Below are 17,885 nucleotides of genomic sequence, written 5' to 3'. Positions count from 1 at the left end.
CCGCTGGGAGGTGCCCCCACCGCGTCGACTCCCTCCTCGGCCTTGCGATCGCACGCACCGGGCGCCGCTCCCTGATCCGGCCTGATCGGCAAGACACCCCCTAAGGGGGTGTCCGGCGGATCGGGGTCGGACAGACGCTTAAGCTGCGGTCATGGAGTCCTACACGATCGGCCAGGCCGCGCGGCTGCTCGGCGTGAGCGTCGACACCGCCCGGCGCTGGGCGGATGCGGAGCGGTTCCCCACCCGCCGGGAGGGCACGCGCCGGATGGTGGACGGGCCGGACCTGGCCGCGTTCTGCGTCGAGGCCGCCCAGGAGGGCGCCGACGCCGAGGACGCCCCGTACACCTCGGCGCGCAACGCCTTCCCGGGCATCGTCACCGCCGTCAAGCTCGGTACCGTCGACGCCCAGGTCGAGATCCAGGCCGGGCCCCACCGCATCGTGTCGCTGCTGACCCGGGAGGCGGTGGAGGAGCTCGGCCTCGAGGTGGGCGCACGGGCCGTGGCGCGGGTGAAGTCGACGAGCGTGTTCATCGACAGGGTCTGACGGGGCCGATCGGCGGCGGTGGCAGACTGGCCACTGAACCGCCGAAGGGAAGTACCCCGTTGTCCATGTTCAGCAACTTGCGCCGGGCCGTGCGCCGCGGCTACCGGCGGGCCGTCGATCTGAGTCATCCGGCCCGCTCCCCGCTCGGCAGCGCGGTGGTCAACTGCGTGGTCTACGTGGACGGCGCACGGCAGGACGGCTGCGCCGAGGTCGAGGAGGCGCTGCGGCGGGTCCGCAAGACGGGCGACGGGTTCGTGTGGATCGGCCTGCACGAACCGGCGAAGGAGGAGCTCGCCGGGCTCGCCGAACTGTTCGGCCTGCACCCCCTCGCCGTCGAGGACGCCGTGAACGCGCACCAGCGTCCCAAGGTGGAGCGGTACGACGACATACTCTTCTCCGTCTTCAAGACCGTGCGCTACGTGGAGCACGAGGAGCTCACCGCGACGAGCGAGGTCGTCGAGACCGGCGAGCTGATGGCGTTCACCGGCGAGGACTTCGTCATCACCATCCGGCACGGCGGCCACGGCACGCTCGGCCCCGTCCGCGAGAGCCTGGAAGCGGCGCCCGAGCAACTGGCCAAGGGGCCGTCGTCGGTTCTGCACGCCATCGCCGACCACGTCGTCGACGACTACGTGGCCGTCACGGACGCGGTGCAGAACGACATCGACGCCGTCGAGACCGCCGTCTTCAGCGAGTACGGCGGCCGCGGCGACGCGGGCCGGATCTACCAGCTCAAGCGCGAACTGCTGGAGCTGCGCCGGGCGGTGGCCCCGCTGGGCCGACCGCTCCAGCACCTGGCCACGCAGCCGATACCGGTGATCCCGCCGGACGTCCGCGCGTACTTCCGCGACGTCGCCGACCACCTGACCCGGGCCACCGACCAGATCGGCGCGTACGACGGCCTGTTGGACTCCATCCTGCAGGCGCACCTCGCGCAGGTGACCGTCGCGCAGAACGAGGACATGCGCAAGATCACGGCGTGGGCGGCCATCGTCGCCGTGCCGACCATGGTCTGCGGGGTCTACGGCATGAACTTCGACAACATGCCCGAACTGCACTGGACGTACGGCTACCCGATCGTGGTCGGCGTCATGGCCCTCGCCTGCTTCGTCATCCACCGGGGCTTCCGCCGCAACGGCTGGCTCTGAGCCGCGGATCGACCACCGGCCCTTCCGGCACCCATGGCGTGCACGGGTATTGAGCTGTCCCGAGCTCTGGTAGTAAAGTTTCCTAACGAAGTCGGGTCAGCCTCAACTCCCCCATGGAGGTCTTGTGTTCACCCCCCACCGCAAGAGAATGGCCATCGGCGCCCTGCTCGGCAGCGCCCTGCTCGCCGTACCGGTGACCGCCCACGCCACCGCGGCACCCGCCCCCGCTTCCCTCCCCGCGTCCTCCGCCTCCGTGTCGTCCGCGGCCGTCGGGCTCGACGATCCGGCGAAGAAGGACATCGCCATGCAGATCGTCTCCAGCGCGGAGAACTCCTCGCTGGACTGGAAGGCGCAGTACAAGTACATAGAGGACATAGACGACGGCCGCGGCTACACGGCCGGCATCATCGGATTCTGCTCCGGCACCGGCGACATGCTCGACCTCGTCGAGTACTACACCGACGTCAAGCCGGGCAACGTGCTCGCCAAGTACCTCCCGGCGCTGCGCAAGGTCGACGGCAGCGACTCGCACGCCGGCCTCGACCCGAACTTCACCAAGGACTGGGCTAAGGCGGCCCAGGACGGCGAGTTCAAGAAGGCCCAGGACCACGAGCGCGACCGGGTCTACTTCAACCCCGCCGTCAAGCAGGGCAAGTCCGACGGAGTCGGCACGCTCGGCCAGTTCATGTACTACGACGCCATCGTCATGCACGGCGACGGCACCGACTCCACCAGCTTCCGCAACATCCGCAAGCGGGCCCTGTCCAAGGCCAAGCCCCCGGCCCAGGGCGGCAACGAGACGACCTGGCTGAACGCCTTCCTCGACGCCCGCGTCTGGGCGATGAAGCAGGAGGAGGCGCACAGTGACACCAGCCGTGTCGACACCGCGCAGCGGGTCTTCCTCAAGAAGGGGAACCTGAACCTCAACACCCCGCTCGACTGGAAGGTCTACGGGGACCCGTTCCACATCGGCTGATCCGGTTGACGAGTCCACGGACGGTCCCGCGCCCGGCCCCGGCCGTGCGCGGGACCGTCCGTGCGTGCGGTGGCGGGTTCAGGTCGCAGAGCCGTAACGATGTGGGCGCGGACGGGCCCGCTCCGGGGGGTTGCAGGGCCTCGCGGGTGCCTGCGTGGAGAGGATCAGGGGGCTCTCCAACCTCACAAATGGGGCCCTGTCGCCCCTGTTTCGTCACCCCATGTGACCTGACGCGACCAGTGGGTCTCAAATGGCGCCCGGTACCGGTGTTTTTGGTCGATGAACCCGAGGAAAGCGGCACTTCTGGCAGCTTGAGAACTGGCTTGACCGCCACATAAGCGGGGCATAAGTTCTGCCTCGGCTTGCTCCAGCAGGACGGGCCGACGAACCGTCCTCTGGGGGGACCCATGCACTACTACACCGACGTTCTGAAGAAGTACACCGTCTTCTCCGGCCGCGCCCGCCGGCAGGAGTACTGGATGTTCACCCTCTTCAACCTGATCGCCCTGATCATCGTCGCCGTGCTCGACAACGCGATCGGCACCTACCCGCTCCTCTACGCGATCTACGCGCTGGCCGTCTTCCTCCCGGGCCTGGCCGTCGGCGTCCGCCGCCTGCACGACACCGGCAAGTCCGGCTGGTGGATGTTCATCGCCCTCGTCCCGCTGATCGGCGGCATCTGGCTCCTCGTCCTCATGGCGACCGAGGGCCAGCCGCAGCCGAACCAGTACGGTCACAACCCGAAGGCCGTCCAGGCCTGATCAGGCCCGCAAGCCTGAGCACCTGAGTTGCCTCGAGCGCCGCCCCGGCTGGAAACAGCCGGAGGCGGCGCTTTGCCGTTCTCCGGGGTCGCGCGAGACCCGGGGGTGACGCGCGTCTCCCCGAGACTCGGGCAGGGGGCTGTCCGGACCGGGCCGATCACGAGATATCTTGATGTCGAGCAATGTTGCAGACGAGAGACGCAGACTGTGGAGCGGAGCATCCGGTGACTGACTCGACCATCATCTACACGCACACTGACGAGGCCCCGGCCCTCGCGACGTATTCCTTCCTGCCTGTGATCCAGGCCTACGCGTCGACGGCCGGTGTGAATGTCGAGACCCGTGACATCTCCCTGGCCGGTCGCATCATCGCCAGCTTCCCCGAGCACCTCGAGGAGGGCCAGCGGATCGCCGATGCCCTCGCCGAGCTCGGCGAGCTGGCGAAGACGCCGGAAGCGAACATCATCAAGCTGCCCAACATCTCGGCTTCGATCCCGCAGCTGAAGGCCGCGGTCGCCGAGCTCCAGGGCCAGGGCTACGCGCTCCCGGACTACCCGGACGACCCGAAGACCGACGAGGAGCGCGAGATCCGCGCCCGCTACGACAAGGTCAAGGGCAGCGCCGTCAACCCGGTCCTGCGTGAGGGCAACTCCGACCGCCGCGCCCCCGCCTCGGTCAAGAACTACGCCAAGGCCCACCCGCACCGCATGGGCGCCTGGACCTCCGAGTCGAAGACGAACGTCGCCACCATGGGCGCCGACGACTTCCGCTCCACCGAGAAGTCCGCCGTGATCGCCGAGGCCGGCACGCTCCGCATCGAGCACGTCGCCGCCGACGGCGCCACCACCGTCCTGCGCGAGTCCGTACCGGTCCTGGCCGGCGAGGTCGTGGACGCGTCCGTCATGCACGTCGACGCGCTGCGCACCTTCCTGGACGCGCAGATCGCCCGCGCCAAGGCCGAGGACGTCCTGTTCTCCGTGCACCTCAAGGCCACGATGATGAAGGTCTCCGACCCGATCGTCTTCGGCCACGTGGTCCGCGCGTTCTTCCCGAAGACCTTCGCGAAGTACGGCGAGGTCCTGGTCGCCGCCGGCCTGTCCCCGAACGACGGCCTCGGCACCATCCTGAACGGCCTGGCGTCCATCCCGCACGGCCTCGGCGACGAGATCAAGGCCTCCTTCGAGGCCGAGATCGCCGAGGGCCCGGCCCTCGCGATGGTCGACTCGGACAAGGGCATCACCAACCTGCACGTCCCGTCCGACGTCATCGTCGACGCCTCCATGCCGGCCATGATCCGCACCTCCGGCCACATGTGGGGCCCGGACGGCAACGAGGCCGACACCCTCGCGGTCCTCCCGGACAGCAGCTACGCGGGCGTCTACCAGGCCGTCATCGACGACTGCCGCGCGCACGGCGCCTTCGACCCGTCCACGATGGGCTCGGTGCCGAACGTCGGCCTCATGGCCCAGAAGGCCGAGGAGTACGGCAGCCACGACAAGACCTTCGAGATCGCCGCCGCGGGCACCGTCCGCGTCGTCGACGCCGCGGGCAACACGGTCCTGGAGCAGGAGGTCGCCGCCGGCGACATCTTCCGCGCCTGCCAGACCAAGGACGCGCCGATCCAGGACTGGGTCAAGCTCGCCGTCACCCGCGCCCGCGCCACCGGCGTCCCGGCCGTCTTCTGGCTCGACGAGGGCCGTGCGCACGACGCGCAGCTGATCGCCAAGGTCAAGACGTACCTCGCCGAGCACGACACCGACGGTCTCACCATCGAGATCCTCTCCCCGGTCAAGGCCACCGCGTACTCCCTGGAGCGCATCCGCCGCGGCGAGGACACCATCTCGGTGACCGGCAACGTGCTGCGCGACTACCTGACCGACCTCTTCCCGATCCTGGAGCTGGGCACCAGCGCCAAGATGCTGTCGGTCGTCCCGCTGATGAACGGCGGCGGCCTCTTCGAGACGGGCGCCGGCGGCTCCGCCCCGAAGCACGTCCAGCAGCTGGTCAAGGAGAACTACCTGCGCTGGGACTCCCTCGGTGAGTTCCTCGCGCTGGCCGTCTCCTTCGAGCACCTCGCGACCACCACCGGCAACGCCCGCGCCCAGGTGCTGGCCGACACCCTGGACCGTGCGACCGGCACCTTCCTCAACGAGGACAAGTCGCCGAGCCGCAAGCTGGGCGGCATCGACAACCGCGGCAGCCACTTCTACCTCGCCCTGTACTGGGCGCAGGAGCTGGCCAAGCAGACCGACGACGCCGAGCTGGCCACCGCGTTCGAGGCGCTCGCCACGACGCTGGGCGAGCAGGAGGAGACCATCGTCGGCGAGCTCATCGCCGTCCAGGGCTCCCCGGCCGACATCGGCGGGTACTACCAGCCCGACGCCGCCAAGGCCTCGGCGATCATGCGGCCGTCCGCGACCTTCAACCAGGCGATCGCGACCCTCGCCTGAGGTCCGGCCGTTGTGAAGAGTTCCGTGTGAAGGGTTCCGCCCCGGTCGGCAGCCGCCGACCGGGGCGGACCCGTCTGTGGACCCGTCTGCGGACCCGTACGTGGGCACCCGGCGCCGGAAACCCGGTTGCGGGGCGGCCGGGCCGGCGGCTAGGAAGTCCCCGTGATCCAGGGAACCCTGGCCGGGCTGCGCGCCCGGCACGCCGATGACGTAGCCGTGCTCCACGCCGGGCTGTACGAGGACGTGGCGACGCGGTCGCGCGCCGAAGCCGGGCCGTGGCGCCCGATCACCCCGAGCACCGGCCACTCCCCGTACGAGCCCTCCGCCCCGTCCGACAGCGCGTCGTTCTTCTCGGTGGTCGACGCCGCCTCCGGATCGCTCGCGGGCGACGCCGCGCTGTGGGGCATCGACACCCACAACCGCAGCGGCCACCTCGGGATCTCCCTGCTGCCCGGCTGCCGCGGCCGCGGCATGGGCGCGGAGGTCGTGCAGCTGCTGTGCCACTACGGGTTCACCGTGCGCGGGCTGCACCGGCTCCAGGTGGAGACCCTCGCCGACAACGCCGCCATGATCGGCGCCGCGACCCGCGCGGGCTTCACCCTGGAGGGCACCCTGCGGCGCTCCGCCTGGGTGGCGGGGGCCTTCGTCGACGAGGTGATCCTGGGGCTGCCGGCGGAGGAATGGAAGCGGGCCGTCTAGGGATCGGCAAGACGTCCCCCAGGGGTGTCCGCGAAGTCGTGCCGGGCGCCCGAAGGCAGGCAGGACTTTGCGGACACCCCCTAAGGGTGTCCGGCGGGCCACTGGCGGCCCCTGTGGCGGGTGCGTTGGCGTGCCGCCGGGGGTCTGGGGGGAGTGCTGGCGCCCGTCTGGGACCAGCTCCGGGCCCGGCTGCCCGCGGGCGCCGCGGCCGTGCGGGCGCCGCGCTCGTCCGTCCCCCGGCTGCTGAAGCGGATCCTGGGCGAGCACCACGGCTGACGAGGTCCCGCCGGGCCGCCGCGCGGTCAGTCGGCCTGGTGGACCTCCAGCGCCGTCCGCACGGCCGATTCCAGCGCGCCCTCGATCCACGCCGGCTTGACGGACGTGTGGCAGCCGGCGAAGTGCAGCCGGCCCTCGGGTCGGGTCACGTGCGGGAACAGCTCGGTGTGCTGCCCCGGCAGCAGCACCGACGCCTCGCCGAACGCGTACGGGTCGCGCATCCACGACTGGGTCGCGCCGACGCCCGTGTAGAACACCTCGATCCGCTGCCCGTACACCTCCTGCAGGCCGGCCAAAGCCCGCGGGTAGCGCTCGGCCTCCTCGAACGCGTCCCACTTCAGGGCGTCGTCGGCCCAGCTGTACGAGGCCAGCACGACGCCGCCCGAACTGCCCTCCACGGGGTGCGAGGGCTGGAACATGAAGCGGTTCGCGTTGTCGGTGGTGGAGCCGCCGCCGACGACGCCCGAGGCCTCCGGCTGGTCCCGGGCGACGAGCCGACTGGCCGCGTAGTGCGCCCGCTGCGCCTGCGTGACACGCCCCTTCGGCGCCGACGGGTGGGCGCCCAGCAGCGAGCCGTCGCCCGGCGTCCGGGCCAGCTGGTAGTCGGCGTACAGGCCCTTGCGCACGGCCTCCAGCTCGCGCTTCCAGTCCGCCTCGGTGAACTCCCACCAGCGGCGGCTGAATTCGAGCAGCACCTTCGTCGCCGCGTCGTAGTGCAGCTCGGTGACCGCGCGCCGCTTGCCGTACGAGAGGGCGGGCGTGACCGGGATGTGCCGCAGCCCGGAGAACGGCACGGTGACGATGGCGATGTCGCCCGTGAAGGTCTCGCGCACCACCGGGCGGCCGCCGCGGCCCTCGGAGACCGTCTCGACGGTGACCGACTTCTTCGCCGGGTCCTGGGCGATCCGGGTGGCGCGCCGGTCGAGCCGCACCAGGTCCTTGACCCGGGCGTACATCGCGTCGGCCAGCGTGCCGGTGCCGTCGGGGAGTTCGAAGAAGGCGGTGTCCGGGCTGATCAGGGCGGAGGAGATGAAGGAGTGCAGGAAGGTGAGGTGGAGCCGGGAGGTGAGGTTCTCGACGGTGCCGATCAGGTCGACGGTCCGCTCGTCCAGCCTGGCCTCGTCGTTGAGGTAGCGGTACATCGACATGTGGCCGTAGCGCTGGATCACCTGAGCCCAGCCCTCGACGAGCGCGCGGCCCTCCTTGCCGTCGACCAGCTTGCGTACGGGGGCCAGGGCGCCCCGTACGATCTGCGCGGCCGGGACGGACTCGTAGGCGACCGGGACCCCGAAGGAGCGGTTGACGGCGCGCGGGTCGCGCGCGTAGTCGGCGCGCCGGACGCGGATGCCGTTGACGAGGATCCAGGTGCGGTACGCGGGCCGGCCGGAACCGTCCACGTCGACCAGGTGGAAGGGGCGCCGCTTGAGCCCCAGGCCGTCCATCAGCCCGGTCACCAGGGGATGGCTGTCGGGGATGCGCATGGCGCCGGCCTCGGCGTACTGCTTGGCGTCGGCGAAGGGCGCCGCGGCCTGCTCGTGGCCGCCCGCACGGAAGGTCTTGATGCGGCCGCCGACGCGGTTGGCGTTGGCCTCGATGACGGTGACCCGGTGGCCGGCGGAGCGCAGCAGGTGGGCGGCGGTGAGGCCGGCCGGGCCGGCGCCGATGACGAGCACCTTCTTGGGGGCCCTGCGGGAGCGGGGCAGCCCGGACTTGAGGAGGACGTCGGAGTAACGGGGTACCAGGGGCCTGTCGTTGTCGTCCAGGACCAGGACGGCGCGGGCCACCGACAGGCAGGTCTCCCAGTCGGCGGACGGTGCCGAGGCGGGTGCGGGGCCGGGCGCATCGGCGGGTGCAAGGACCGGTGCCGTCGCCGAGGCGGCCGGGGCGGCGGCGGCCACCGCGCCGGCCACGGCGAGGGCGCCCGCGCCCGCTCCGGCGAGCAGGGTGCGCCGGGTGGTCGCGCCGGCGGCGGGGGAGGGGGAAGGGGCGGAAGGCCCAGGGCCTGCGGAACCGGGTTCAATGATCATGGGCCCACCCTCGGTGTGCCCGGGAGGCCGCGTGGACCGGACGCGCGTAGACCGGGCCCGAACCACCCGAAGGTGCGGTGGTCAAGCGGGTGCTGACGCCGCACGGTCGGGCTCGTCCGGGTTCAGAGGCGGTGCACGCGTTCCCCCTCGAAGGCCAGCGGGGACGGGCCCGCGGCCAGGATGCGCAGCCCCGGGGCCGCGGTGAGCAGGTTCCGCAGCCAGGCCAGCGTCTGCGGCGCCAGCCGGTCGGTGCCGTCCAGCACGAGCAGCATGTCCCGCTCCGCGAGCCACGAGAAGGCGTTCGCCGTCCCGCACGGCAGGAAGGGCATGCCCGGTACGCAGCAGCCCAGCGCGGCCGTCAGCTCGCGCAGGCCGAACGGACGGTCCATCACGACCACGGCGACGCCGTCGCAGAAGTTGGACGAGAGCCGCTCGGCGATCTCCCGCACCAGCAGGCTCCGGGGCTCCCGGAACCGCCCGGTGACCGTCAGGACCCGTCCCCGCCGGACGGCGGTCAGCAGCTTGGACAGCTCGTCGGACGACGCCGGCAGCGTGCCGGCACTGCCTGAATCCCTCATCGGCACGATGCCCCCCATTGCATGCGTGTCCATGCGCGACCAAGGGTTCTTTCGGGCCGCGTAGCGATGATTATGCGCCAGTTCTGCCGGAAGGCCAGGGGAATGTCGTATTCCGGAGAAAGGCCCGGGCCGCCCCGGGCCGCCCGCTGATCATCGCACTTGTACATCCGATGTACGTTTGTCCATTCGGCCAGGTGGGGCACCGTGCGCCCACCCGGCCCGGTGTGGTGCCCGGGGCAGCGCCCCGGCGCGTGCCGCCACCACCGGTCCGGTCCGCCGTGCGTGGTGCCGTTCCAGGTCCTCCTCCCGGTAGCGCCGGGTCTCCGCGTGCCAGGTGGCGATCGCGGCCATCCACTGCTTGAGCTCGTCCGCGTACCGGTCCAGTGCCGCGCGCGCCGTCGCGTCCAGCCCGAAGTCGCGGTACATGGCGGGGAACTCCTTCTCCAGCACGTGCTCGAACTGCTTCATCCGCGAGGTCATCAGATCGTTCACGACCCCGAGCGCCGTCCGGTAGTCGCAGCCGAAGAACGTCTCCGTGACGACCAGCATGTTGAGCAGCTCGCCCTCGTACTCCACCTCCTTCTGGTACGAGTACACGTCGTTCATCAGCGCCGAGTAGTCGAAGGCCGCCGCCTCCAGCGACTGCATCGCCGCACTCCCGTAGACCTCCTGCGGTACGACGTCCATGTGGGCCGTCCGGGCCAGCGAGGCCGTCATGGGGGAGCCGAAGGTCACCCGGCGCATCTCCAGGTAGTCCACCGGGTCCGGCACCCGGTGGGCCGCCCGGTTCTCCACCTCCCACAGCCAGCTGTCGAGCACCGCGTCCATCGCCGCCCGGAACATGCGCCGCCCGGCCGGAGCCATCGGCGTGATCGTGCGCAGCCAGACGTCGGCGAGCCCCCGCTCCAGCGCGTTCACGGGCGCAGCGGTGGGCGCCTCCGGATCCAGCGGCATGAGCGAGCGCAGCCGGGCGTCCTGGGCCCGGGCCCCGGCCAGGTCTCCGGTGGCGCCGAAGCGGAGCGGGTAGAGGTCGTCCGCGTACGTGCCCCAGCTCAGCCAGGCCGCGCTGACGTCGAGGTCCGCGGCCGAGGCCTTGGGGTCGATGCCCGCCGAGCAGAGCGCGAAGTCGAAGTCGACGGCCTTGTCCTCCCACCACAGGCCCTCGTCGAACATCCCCATCGCCCGGTTCCACTCCACCAGCCGCCCGCGGGCGCCCTCCAGGTGCGGGTTGAGCCGGTTCGGGTACGGCAGGTGGAAATCCGGGATCACGGACGGGCCCACCGGGTGCGGGGTGCGGGTGTGCCGCCGCAGGCGGTCCGCGCCGCCGGTGATGCCCAGCAGCGCCCGGAGGCCGGAGGTCGCGCTGCCGAGCCCCGAGGGTCCGGCGGGCAGTCCGGCCCGCCGGTTCATGTAGCGGCTGGAGCGCAGGTGCCACTCGTGGCCGCCGGATTGCCAGTCCTGGAGCCCGCGGGCGTACGTGAGCACCGCCGTGACCTGCTCCGGAGTCAGGCCGGCCCGCGCGAACATCGGGGGCAGTTCGGCGAAGAAGGTGTGCTCGAACTGCTGGAGGCGCGAGGTGAGCAGCCGGTTCAGCTGGTCGGCCGCCTCCTGGGTGGTGCACCCGAAGAACGTCTCCAGCACCAGCACCCCGTTGCTGAGTTCGCCCTCCTTGCCGACCTCCCGCTCGTACGAGAACAGGTCGTTGCGCAAGTGCACCGAGTCCGCGAAGCAGTCGCGCAGCACGCGCAGCGGCCGCTCGGCGGAGACGGCGGCGGGAACCTCGGCGCCCACGGCGTGTTCGACGAGCCCCGCCGACCAGGGCGCGCCGCCGACCTTGCGGCGCTGTTCGACGTACTCGACCGGATTGGCGACCCGGCCGAGGCTGATGTTGTCGAGCTCCCACAGGGACTCCACGAGGAGATTGCGGGTGCTGAGCGAGAAACGGGCGATCCAGTCCGGCGAGTGCCCGGGGACCGTGCGGGCCCACAGGTCGGCGAGCCCCGCCTCCACCGGATTGCGGGGCTCCGGGGCCCGCGCGTTCACGTCCTGTCCCAGTGAGCCGTCGGGCATGAAGAGGGCGAGGCGTTCCAGCGCGGTGCGCCCGCCCGTCCGGTCGCCGGGGCGCTTGAAGACCTCCAGGAACCAGTCGTCGAAGAAGAAGACCCACACGTACCAGTCGGTGACCAGTGAAAGCGTCGAAGCATCGCACTCGGGGTGGGTGTAGGCGCACAGCAGCGCGTAGTCGTGCGCTTCCAGGTCGGCCTGCTCCCATACGCCGGAGCCCTCCAGCATGCCCATGCCGCGGGCCCAGTCGAGGGCGTGTGCGCGGGCGCGGGCCAGGTGCGGGTTGAGGCGGGCGGGGTGCGGGACGTAGAACTCGGGCAGTTCGAAGGGCTGCGCGCTCCCTGTGCTGCTCATGCGGTCGCCGCCCTCAGTCGTCGAAGCGCGAGATCTCTACGTTCTCCAGCACCCCGACGGCGTCGGGCACCAGGATGGCCGCCGAGTAGTACGCGGTGACCAGGTAGGAGACGATCGCCTGCTCGTTGATGCTCATGAACCGGACGGACAGGCCCGGCTGGTACTCGTCCGGGAGGCCCAGCTGGTGCAGTCCGATGACCCCCTCGTTGTCCTCGCCGGTGCGCATGACCAGGATCGAACTGGTCCGCTCCTTCGTGACCGGGATCTTGTTGCAGGGCAGCAGCGGCACCCCGCGCCAGGAGGGCATCGAGTGCCCCTGGAACTCGACGGAGGCCGGGTACAGCCCGCGCCGACTGCACTCGCGGCCGAACGCGGCGATCGTGCGCGGATGCGCGAGGAAGTACTGGGAGCCGCGCCGGCGACTGAGCAGCTCGTCCATGTCGTCCGGGGTGGGCGGGCCGGTGCGGGCGTAGATCCGCTGCTCGTAGTCGGCGTTGTGCAGCAGCCCGAACTCCGGGTGGTTGACCAGCTCGCTCTCCTGGCGCTCCTTGAGGGCCTCGATCGTCAGCCGCAGCTGCTGCTCCGACTGGTTCATCGGCTGGTTGTAGAGGTCGGCGACGCGGGTGTGGACCCGCAGCACGGTCTGGGCGACGCTCAGTTCGTACTCGCGCGGGCTCAGGTCGTAGTCGACGTACGTGCCGGGCAGCATGACCTCGCCGGTGTGGCCGGCGGACAGGTCCACCGCCTCGCTGCCCTTGCGGCCCACGCGCTCCGCCTCCAGGTAGGCCTCGGCGTGCCGGCGCAGGGCGGGGGAGCGGCTCAGCGCCTCGTCCCAGTCGCCGCGGTTGTACGTCATGGTCACCACGTCGGTCTGGGCGCGGGCGGTGAACTCCCAGCGGGCGTCCGGCAGCGGGTGGTGGCCGAAGTGGTCGCCGTCGCTGAGGACGCCGAGGCTCGCCTCGTCCCCGTACGCGCTGGCGCCGAGCCGCTCGATGCGGCCGTGGGCGATGAGGTAGATCTTGTCGACGGGTTCGCCGCGGCGGACGATCACGTCGCCCCTGCGGAACTCCTCCTTGACGAACCGGTCCGCGATCGACTTGACGACCGCGTCGTCGGGGAAGTGCCGGAGCATGCCGAGCTCGCGCAGCATGGGCGGGATGACCCGGAGTTCGGACCCGGTCTTGACGAAGCTGATGCGCCCGTCGCCGAGGGTGTAGCTGACCGTGCGGTTGACCCGGTAGGTGCCGCCGCTGGTCTGGACCCACGGGAGGATCTTCAGCAGCCAGCGGGAGCTGATGCCCTGCATCTGCGGGGCGGACTTGGTGGTGGTCGCCAGGTTCCGCGCCGCATCGGTGCTGAGGCTCTGGCGGGCGGTGCGGGTCGGGTGTGCGGTGGCGCTCTCTTCGGTCGTCGGGTCGACAGACATGACGGAACGTCCTCTCGGTCGGTCTTCCTGGTCGGCCGGTGTTCCTGGCTCCGGATGCGGCACGGGTGAGGGTCGCGTACGCCGTGTGCGGGGTCGATCGGAAGGAGTGGCCCCGCTTGTGCGTGATCCGCTGTGCTCCCGCACGCCACGCACACCCGGTGTGACCGGGTGCCACCGTGTGCACACGTCTTAGTTAGAGGCCGGGCGGCCCCACCCGGTACACGGGCCCCTGTCCCACCCTGTTGAATCTCCGACCGTGTTGAAGCGCTGGACACACGTACGAGTTGGGCGGTTCTGGATGGCGAAGCGTGAACCCAACGGACAACTCCGCACCCTCCTCATCGAAGCCCGCTGGAGCGGGCAGGACTTCGCACGGGCCGTCAACGGCATCGCAGCCGAGGCCGGCCTCACCCTCAGCTACGACCGGACCTCCGTCTCCCACTGGCTCGCGGGCACCAGGCCGCCCGCCCACGTCGTCGACCTCGCCGCCGAGGCGCTGAGCCGGCGCACCGGGCGCCGGATCGCCGCCGCCGACACCGGGCTCGCCCGGCCCGCCGGGGCGAGGGCGCGGGAACGCCCCGGCGGCGGGGCGCACGGCGCGGACGCCCTCGCCGCGGCCGCACTGGCAGGCGCGACGGAACTGCCCGACTGCGGACCGGCCTTCGGGGTCGGCGCGCTGGGCGAGATCCCGGTCTACTCCTCCGCGTGGCGGCCGCCGGAGGAGCAGCAGCCGGCCCGTGCGGGGGAGACCGGCTCGCCGGCGGGGATACGGGCCGGGGCGCGGGACGGGACACGGATCGGGCAGGACCACGTACGGGCGGCCGAAGCGGTGCTCCCGGTCTTCCGCAACACCGACATGATGTTCGGCAGCGGGCTGGCCCGGCCCGCCCTGACCGCCTACCTGGCCACCACCGTCGCCCCGTGGCTGCGCGCCGACGCGCCGCCCTCCGTACGCCACCGGCTGCTCGGCGCCACCTCCCGGCTGGCCTACACCGCCGGCTTCCTGTGCTTCGACAGCAACCAGCACGGCGTGGCCCAGGCCTACTACCGGGCGGCGCTGCGGCTGGGCCGCGAGGCCGGCGACCCGCAGTGCCACGCGCCCGTGCTGCGGGCGATGAGCGTGCAGGCCCACCACCTCGGCCACCGCAGGCAGGCGCTGGAGCTCGCGGAGGCGGCCGCGCGGGAGGCCGGGCGGCTGCCGACGCTCCAGGCGGCGTTCGTCACCGGGCAGCTGGCCGTGGCGGAGGCCGCCTGCGGTGACCGGCGGGCCGCGGTCTCCCATCTGGCCGGCGCACAGCGGCTGCTGGACCGCTCGGAGGGGCAGAGCGCACCCATCGGCGACTACCACCAGGCCGCGCTGTGCCACCAGCAGGCGGAGGCGCTGGCCGCGCTGGGCGACGGCCGGGGCGCCATCGCCGCGCTCGGCGCCTCGCTGCGCCACCGGCCGGCGGCGGAGCGCCGCGCGCGGGCGGTCACGGCGGCCCGGCTGGCCGAACTCCACCTGGGCCAGGGGCACCTGGAGCGGGCCTGCGCCGCCTGGCACGAGGTACTGGACGTCGTACCGCAGCTGGAGTCGGCCCGGGTGACGGACGCGCTGCGCCGGATGCGGGGGCGGCTGCGGGCGGTGCGCGCGAGCGGGGTCGTACGGCCGCTGCTGGAGCGGGTGGCGGCCGGGACGTAGCGGGGGCCCTCGTCGCACCTCTCCGTACATCCGTTCAGAGCTTCAACTGCGCGGGATTTTCAACAGGGCCGGTGCCGGGGCGGCTACCCGTGCGCCGGGCCCGCATCGCACTGTCATGCCATGCAGAAGCATCCGCCCGCTGCCGACCCCGCCCACCCGCCCGACCTGTCCGCCCTGCCCGCTCCGCCCGCCCTGCCCGTACCGTCCCGCGCCGCGCTGCTGGCCCGGCTGCGCGGGGGGCCGGGCGGACCCGGCACCAGCACCCTGCGCATCCGTCCCGCCCTCCCGCCCCCGGCCCCGGCCGCCGTCCCCGCGCCGACCCCCGCTGCCGTACCCGCCCCCGCGGCGGCCGGGCGGTCGCGGGGGAACCCCGCCGTCCCCGAGCTGTACTGCCCGCCCCCGCAGCGCGACGACCCGGCCCTCGCGGCGGCGGTCGAGGACCGGCTCCTCGCCTGGGCCGAGGAGACCGGGATCTACGCCGGCCGGCTGGACGACGTACGGGCGCTCTCGCTCGGCCGGTACACGATGCTCACGTACGCCCACGTCGAAGACCCGGACCGGCTGCTCGCCCCCGCCAAGTGCACCCTCGCCCAGTGGGCCACCGACGACTACTACTGCGACGACGAGAGCGCCGGCGCCGTCCCGCTGCAGATCGCCACCCACCTCTCCCAGGCCCTGGCCGCCATCGACCCGGCCCATCTGCCGGCCCGCTACGCACCCCGGCTGGAGCAGGCCATGCGCGCCGACCCCGTCCTCGTCGCCCTGCGCTCCAGCACCGAGCACCTGTCCCGGTACGCCACCCGCTCCCAGCTCACCCGCTACCGGCACGAGATGGCCGCGCTGTTCTGCGGCTACACCGCCGAGGCCGGCTGGCGGGTCTCCGGGCGCACCCCGCCCGTCTGGGAGTTCCTCGCCGTCCGCCAGGACAACAGCTTCATCCCCACCATGGTGATGCTCGACCCGGCGGGCGGCTACGAGCTCCCCGTCGAGGCCTACGCCGACCCCCGCGTGCGGGGCGCCGTCCTCAAAGCCGCCTCGGCCAGCGTCATCGTCAACGACCTCTACTCGATGCACCGCGAGGACGCGAGCGCGGCCGTCAACTACAACCTGCCCGCGCTGATCGAGGCCGAGGAGGGATGCTCGCGGGCCGAGGCGGTCCGCCGCTCCGCCGACCTCCACGACGAGCTCGTACGCGCCTTCGAGGAGGAGTCGGCCCTCCTTGCCGCGGCCGGGTTCCCGCCGCTGATCCGCTTCCTGGCCGACGTATGGGCCTGGCTCGGCGGAAACCTGGAATGGCACCGCACCACCGCCCGGTACGACCCCGCGGGCCGGGACCCGGCCCGGGACGACAACCCGACGCACGGCCCGGAGCAAGGCCCGGGGCAAGGCCCGACACCCGGCCCGACGCACGGAGGGACCCCGGCATGACCACCCCCGAAGCCCCCACCCCCGAGGCCGAAGCGGCGGCCCGGCAGGCCGCCCTCAGCACCGCGGCCGCCCGCAACCTCGCGACGACCACCAAGTCCGTCCCCCAGATGCAGGGCATCAGCTCCCGCTGGCTGCTGCGCGTACTGCCCTGGGTGAACGTCACCGCGGGCACCTACCGCGTCAACCGGCGCCTGAGCCACGCCGTGGGCCGCGGCCGGGTCTCCTTCGTACAGACCGGCGCCGACGACGTGCGGATCCTCGCCCCCACCCTGGGTGAACTCCCCACCCTCAAGGGCTTCCAGGACCAGGAGGTCCTCGAAGACCTCGCCGTCCGCTTCGTCAAACGGGACCTGCGCGCCGGCGACACCCTGGTCGAGGAGGGAGCGCCCGTGGAGGAGGTGTTCGTCATCGCCCACGGCCGCCTCGAGAAGCGCGCCCAGGGCAAGTACGGGGCGCCGGACGTCCTCGGCGTCGTCGCCGACGGCGACCAGCTGGGCGACGACGCCCTCGGCCGGCCCGAACCGCGCTGGGACTACTCCGTACGGGCCGCCACGGCCGGCACCGTGATGGTGCTGCGCTGGCGCGCCTTCCAGGAGGTCCTGGAGCGCTCCGCCGCCCTGCGCGCCCACCTCGAACAGTACGTGGAGAACGGCCGCCGCCCGGTCAACCGGCGCGGCGAGGCCGACATCGAGCTCGCCTCCGGCCACGCGGGCGAGGCCCTCCTGCCCGGAACCTTCGTCGACTACGACCTCAGCCCCCGCGAGTACGAACTCTCCCTCGCCCAGACCGTCCTGCAGATCCACACCCGCGTCGCCGACCTCTACAACGACCCGATGGACCAGTTCGAGCAGCAACTACGCCTGACCGTCGAGGCGTTGCGCGAGCGCCAGGAGTGGGAGCTCGTCAACAACCGGGAGTTCGGGCTGCTGCACAACGCCGCGTACGAGCAGCGCATCAACACCTGGTCCGGGCCGCCCACCCCCGACGACCTCGACGAGCTGGTCACCATGCGCCGCGGGACCAAGGTGCTGCTGGCCCACCCCAAGGCCATCGCCGCCTTCTTCCGCGAGTGCAACAAGCGCGGGCTCGTCCCCGACTCCGCCGAGGTGCAGGGCAAGTCGGTGCCCGCCTGGCGCGGGATCCCGCTGCTGCCCTGCGGCAAGATCCCGATCGTCGGCGGCCACACCAGCTCGATCCTCGCGCTGCGGACCGGCGAGGAGCAGGAGGGCGTCATCGGCCTGCGCCCGACCGTGATCCCCGAGGAGTACGAACCCGGCCTGAACGTCCGCTACATGGGCATCGACCAGCGCTCGATCATGTCCTACCTGGTCAGCGCCTACTACTCGGCGGCCGTCCTCGTCCCCGACGCCCTCGGGATCCTGGAGAACGTGAACGTCGCCGCCGCCCGCTCCTGACTACGTTCGGCCCGGCCCCGGTTGCCGCCCGTGCTCCTGCGAACGGTTGTCCGGAAGC

Annotated in this window: 14 protein-coding genes; 10 read left to right on the top strand and 4 right to left on the bottom strand. The window is 72.0% G+C overall.

What is annotated here, in order from left to right; all coding sequences use genetic code 11:
* Positions 1–151: 151 nt before the first annotated feature.
* The 7 genes from ACZ49B_RS08450 (at position 152) to ACZ49B_RS08420 (ending at position 6,854) form a co-directional block, all read left to right on the top strand.
* Complete coding sequence (locus tag ACZ49B_RS08450; protein WP_030297598.1) at positions 152–544, top strand: TOBE domain-containing protein; 393 nt, start codon at positions 152–154, stop codon at positions 542–544.
* Positions 545–609: 65 nt separating this feature from the next.
* Positions 610–1,692, top strand: a complete 1,083-nt coding sequence (gene corA / locus ACZ49B_RS08445) for a magnesium/cobalt transporter CorA (RefSeq protein WP_468301962.1) — start codon at positions 610–612, stop codon at positions 1,690–1,692.
* A gap of 148 nt (positions 1,693–1,840) precedes the next feature.
* Entirely contained in the window at positions 1,841–2,668 is an 828-nt protein-coding gene (locus tag ACZ49B_RS08440) for a chitosanase (protein WP_468302460.1), read from the top strand.
* A 407-nt stretch (positions 2,669–3,075) separates the two neighbouring features.
* On the top strand, positions 3,076–3,429 hold the full coding sequence (locus tag ACZ49B_RS08435) for a DUF805 domain-containing protein (protein WP_468301959.1): 354 nt from the start codon (positions 3,076–3,078) through the stop codon (positions 3,427–3,429).
* 224 nt (positions 3,430–3,653) lie between these two features.
* Entirely contained in the window at positions 3,654–5,879 is a 2,226-nt protein-coding gene (locus ACZ49B_RS08430; protein WP_468301956.1) for an NADP-dependent isocitrate dehydrogenase, read from the top strand.
* 162 nt (positions 5,880–6,041) lie between these two features.
* Complete coding sequence (locus ACZ49B_RS08425) at positions 6,042–6,578, top strand: GNAT family N-acetyltransferase (protein ID WP_468301953.1); 537 nt, start codon at positions 6,042–6,044, stop codon at positions 6,576–6,578.
* Positions 6,579–6,731: 153 nt separating this feature from the next.
* The gene (locus tag ACZ49B_RS08420) at positions 6,732–6,854 is read left to right on the top strand and encodes a hypothetical protein (protein ID WP_468301950.1); all 123 of its coding nucleotides are present in this window, start codon (positions 6,732–6,734) and stop codon (positions 6,852–6,854) included.
* Positions 6,855–6,880: 26 nt separating this feature from the next.
* Here ACZ49B_RS08420 and ACZ49B_RS08415 read toward each other — a convergent pair whose 3' ends face one another.
* From ACZ49B_RS08415 to ACZ49B_RS08400, 4 genes are all read right to left on the bottom strand, one after another.
* Positions 6,881–8,881 carry a flavin monoamine oxidase family protein gene (locus ACZ49B_RS08415; protein ID WP_468301947.1) on the bottom strand — a complete coding sequence of 667 codons (2,001 nt, stop codon included), beginning with the start codon at positions 8,879–8,881 and terminating at the stop codon, positions 6,881–6,883.
* Positions 8,882–9,003: 122 nt separating this feature from the next.
* Positions 9,004–9,492 carry a hypothetical protein gene (locus ACZ49B_RS08410; protein WP_468301944.1) on the bottom strand — a complete coding sequence of 163 codons (489 nt, stop codon included), beginning with the start codon at positions 9,490–9,492 and terminating at the stop codon, positions 9,004–9,006.
* 117 nt (positions 9,493–9,609) lie between these two features.
* Positions 9,610–11,877 (bottom strand): terpene synthase family protein, encoded by a 2,268-nt coding sequence (locus ACZ49B_RS08405; RefSeq protein ID WP_468301941.1) that lies wholly within the window; start codon positions 11,875–11,877, stop codon positions 9,610–9,612.
* A gap of 13 nt (positions 11,878–11,890) precedes the next feature.
* Positions 11,891–13,303 (bottom strand): family 2B encapsulin nanocompartment shell protein, encoded by a 1,413-nt coding sequence (locus ACZ49B_RS08400; protein ID WP_468301938.1) that lies wholly within the window; start codon positions 13,301–13,303, stop codon positions 11,891–11,893.
* A 298-nt stretch (positions 13,304–13,601) separates the two neighbouring features.
* Here ACZ49B_RS08400 and ACZ49B_RS08395 point away from each other — a divergent pair, with 298 nt between their 5' ends.
* The 3 genes from ACZ49B_RS08395 (at position 13,602) to ACZ49B_RS08385 (ending at position 17,827) form a co-directional block, all read left to right on the top strand.
* Positions 13,602–14,984: a hypothetical protein gene (locus tag ACZ49B_RS08395; RefSeq protein ID WP_468301935.1), complete on the top strand. Its 1,383-nt coding sequence runs from the start codon at positions 13,602–13,604 to the stop codon at positions 14,982–14,984.
* A gap of 120 nt (positions 14,985–15,104) precedes the next feature.
* On the top strand, positions 15,105–16,412 hold the full coding sequence (locus ACZ49B_RS08390; RefSeq protein WP_468301933.1) for a family 2 encapsulin nanocompartment cargo protein terpene cyclase: 1,308 nt from the start codon (positions 15,105–15,107) through the stop codon (positions 16,410–16,412).
* Positions 16,409–17,827 carry a family 2B encapsulin nanocompartment shell protein gene (locus ACZ49B_RS08385; protein WP_468301930.1) on the top strand — a complete coding sequence of 473 codons (1,419 nt, stop codon included), beginning with the start codon at positions 16,409–16,411 and terminating at the stop codon, positions 17,825–17,827. Before ACZ49B_RS08390 ends, ACZ49B_RS08385 begins: the two co-directional genes overlap by 4 nt.
* The last annotated feature ends 58 nt before the right edge of the window (positions 17,828–17,885 follow it).

This window comes from Streptomyces sp. NPDC031132, assembly GCF_055570595.1.
This window is presented reverse-complemented; position numbering and strand designations above follow the sequence as displayed.

Coding starts and splice junctions, on each gene's coding strand:
- ACZ49B_RS08450 (WP_030297598.1), top strand. CDS start 152: ATGGAGTCCTACACGATCGGCCAGGCCGCGCGGCTGCTCGGCGTGAGC.
- corA (WP_468301962.1), top strand. CDS start 610: ATGTTCAGCAACTTGCGCCGGGCCGTGCGCCGCGGCTACCGGCGGGCC.
- ACZ49B_RS08440 (WP_468302460.1), top strand. CDS start 1,841: ATGGCCATCGGCGCCCTGCTCGGCAGCGCCCTGCTCGCCGTACCGGTG.
- ACZ49B_RS08435 (WP_468301959.1), top strand. CDS start 3,076: ATGCACTACTACACCGACGTTCTGAAGAAGTACACCGTCTTCTCCGGC.
- ACZ49B_RS08415 (WP_468301947.1), bottom strand. CDS start 8,881: ATGATCATTGAACCCGGTTCCGCAGGCCCTGGGCCTTCCGCCCCTTCC.
- ACZ49B_RS08410 (WP_468301944.1), bottom strand. CDS start 9,492: ATGGACACGCATGCAATGGGGGGCATCGTGCCGATGAGGGATTCAGGC.
- ACZ49B_RS08405 (WP_468301941.1), bottom strand. CDS start 11,877: ATGAGCAGCACAGGGAGCGCGCAGCCCTTCGAACTGCCCGAGTTCTAC.
- ACZ49B_RS08400 (WP_468301938.1), bottom strand. CDS start 13,303: ATGTCTGTCGACCCGACGACCGAAGAGAGCGCCACCGCACACCCGACC.
- ACZ49B_RS08395 (WP_468301935.1), top strand. CDS start 13,602: ATGGCGAAGCGTGAACCCAACGGACAACTCCGCACCCTCCTCATCGAA.
- ACZ49B_RS08390 (WP_468301933.1), top strand. CDS start 15,105: ATGCAGAAGCATCCGCCCGCTGCCGACCCCGCCCACCCGCCCGACCTG.
- ACZ49B_RS08385 (WP_468301930.1), top strand. CDS start 16,409: ATGACCACCCCCGAAGCCCCCACCCCCGAGGCCGAAGCGGCGGCCCGG.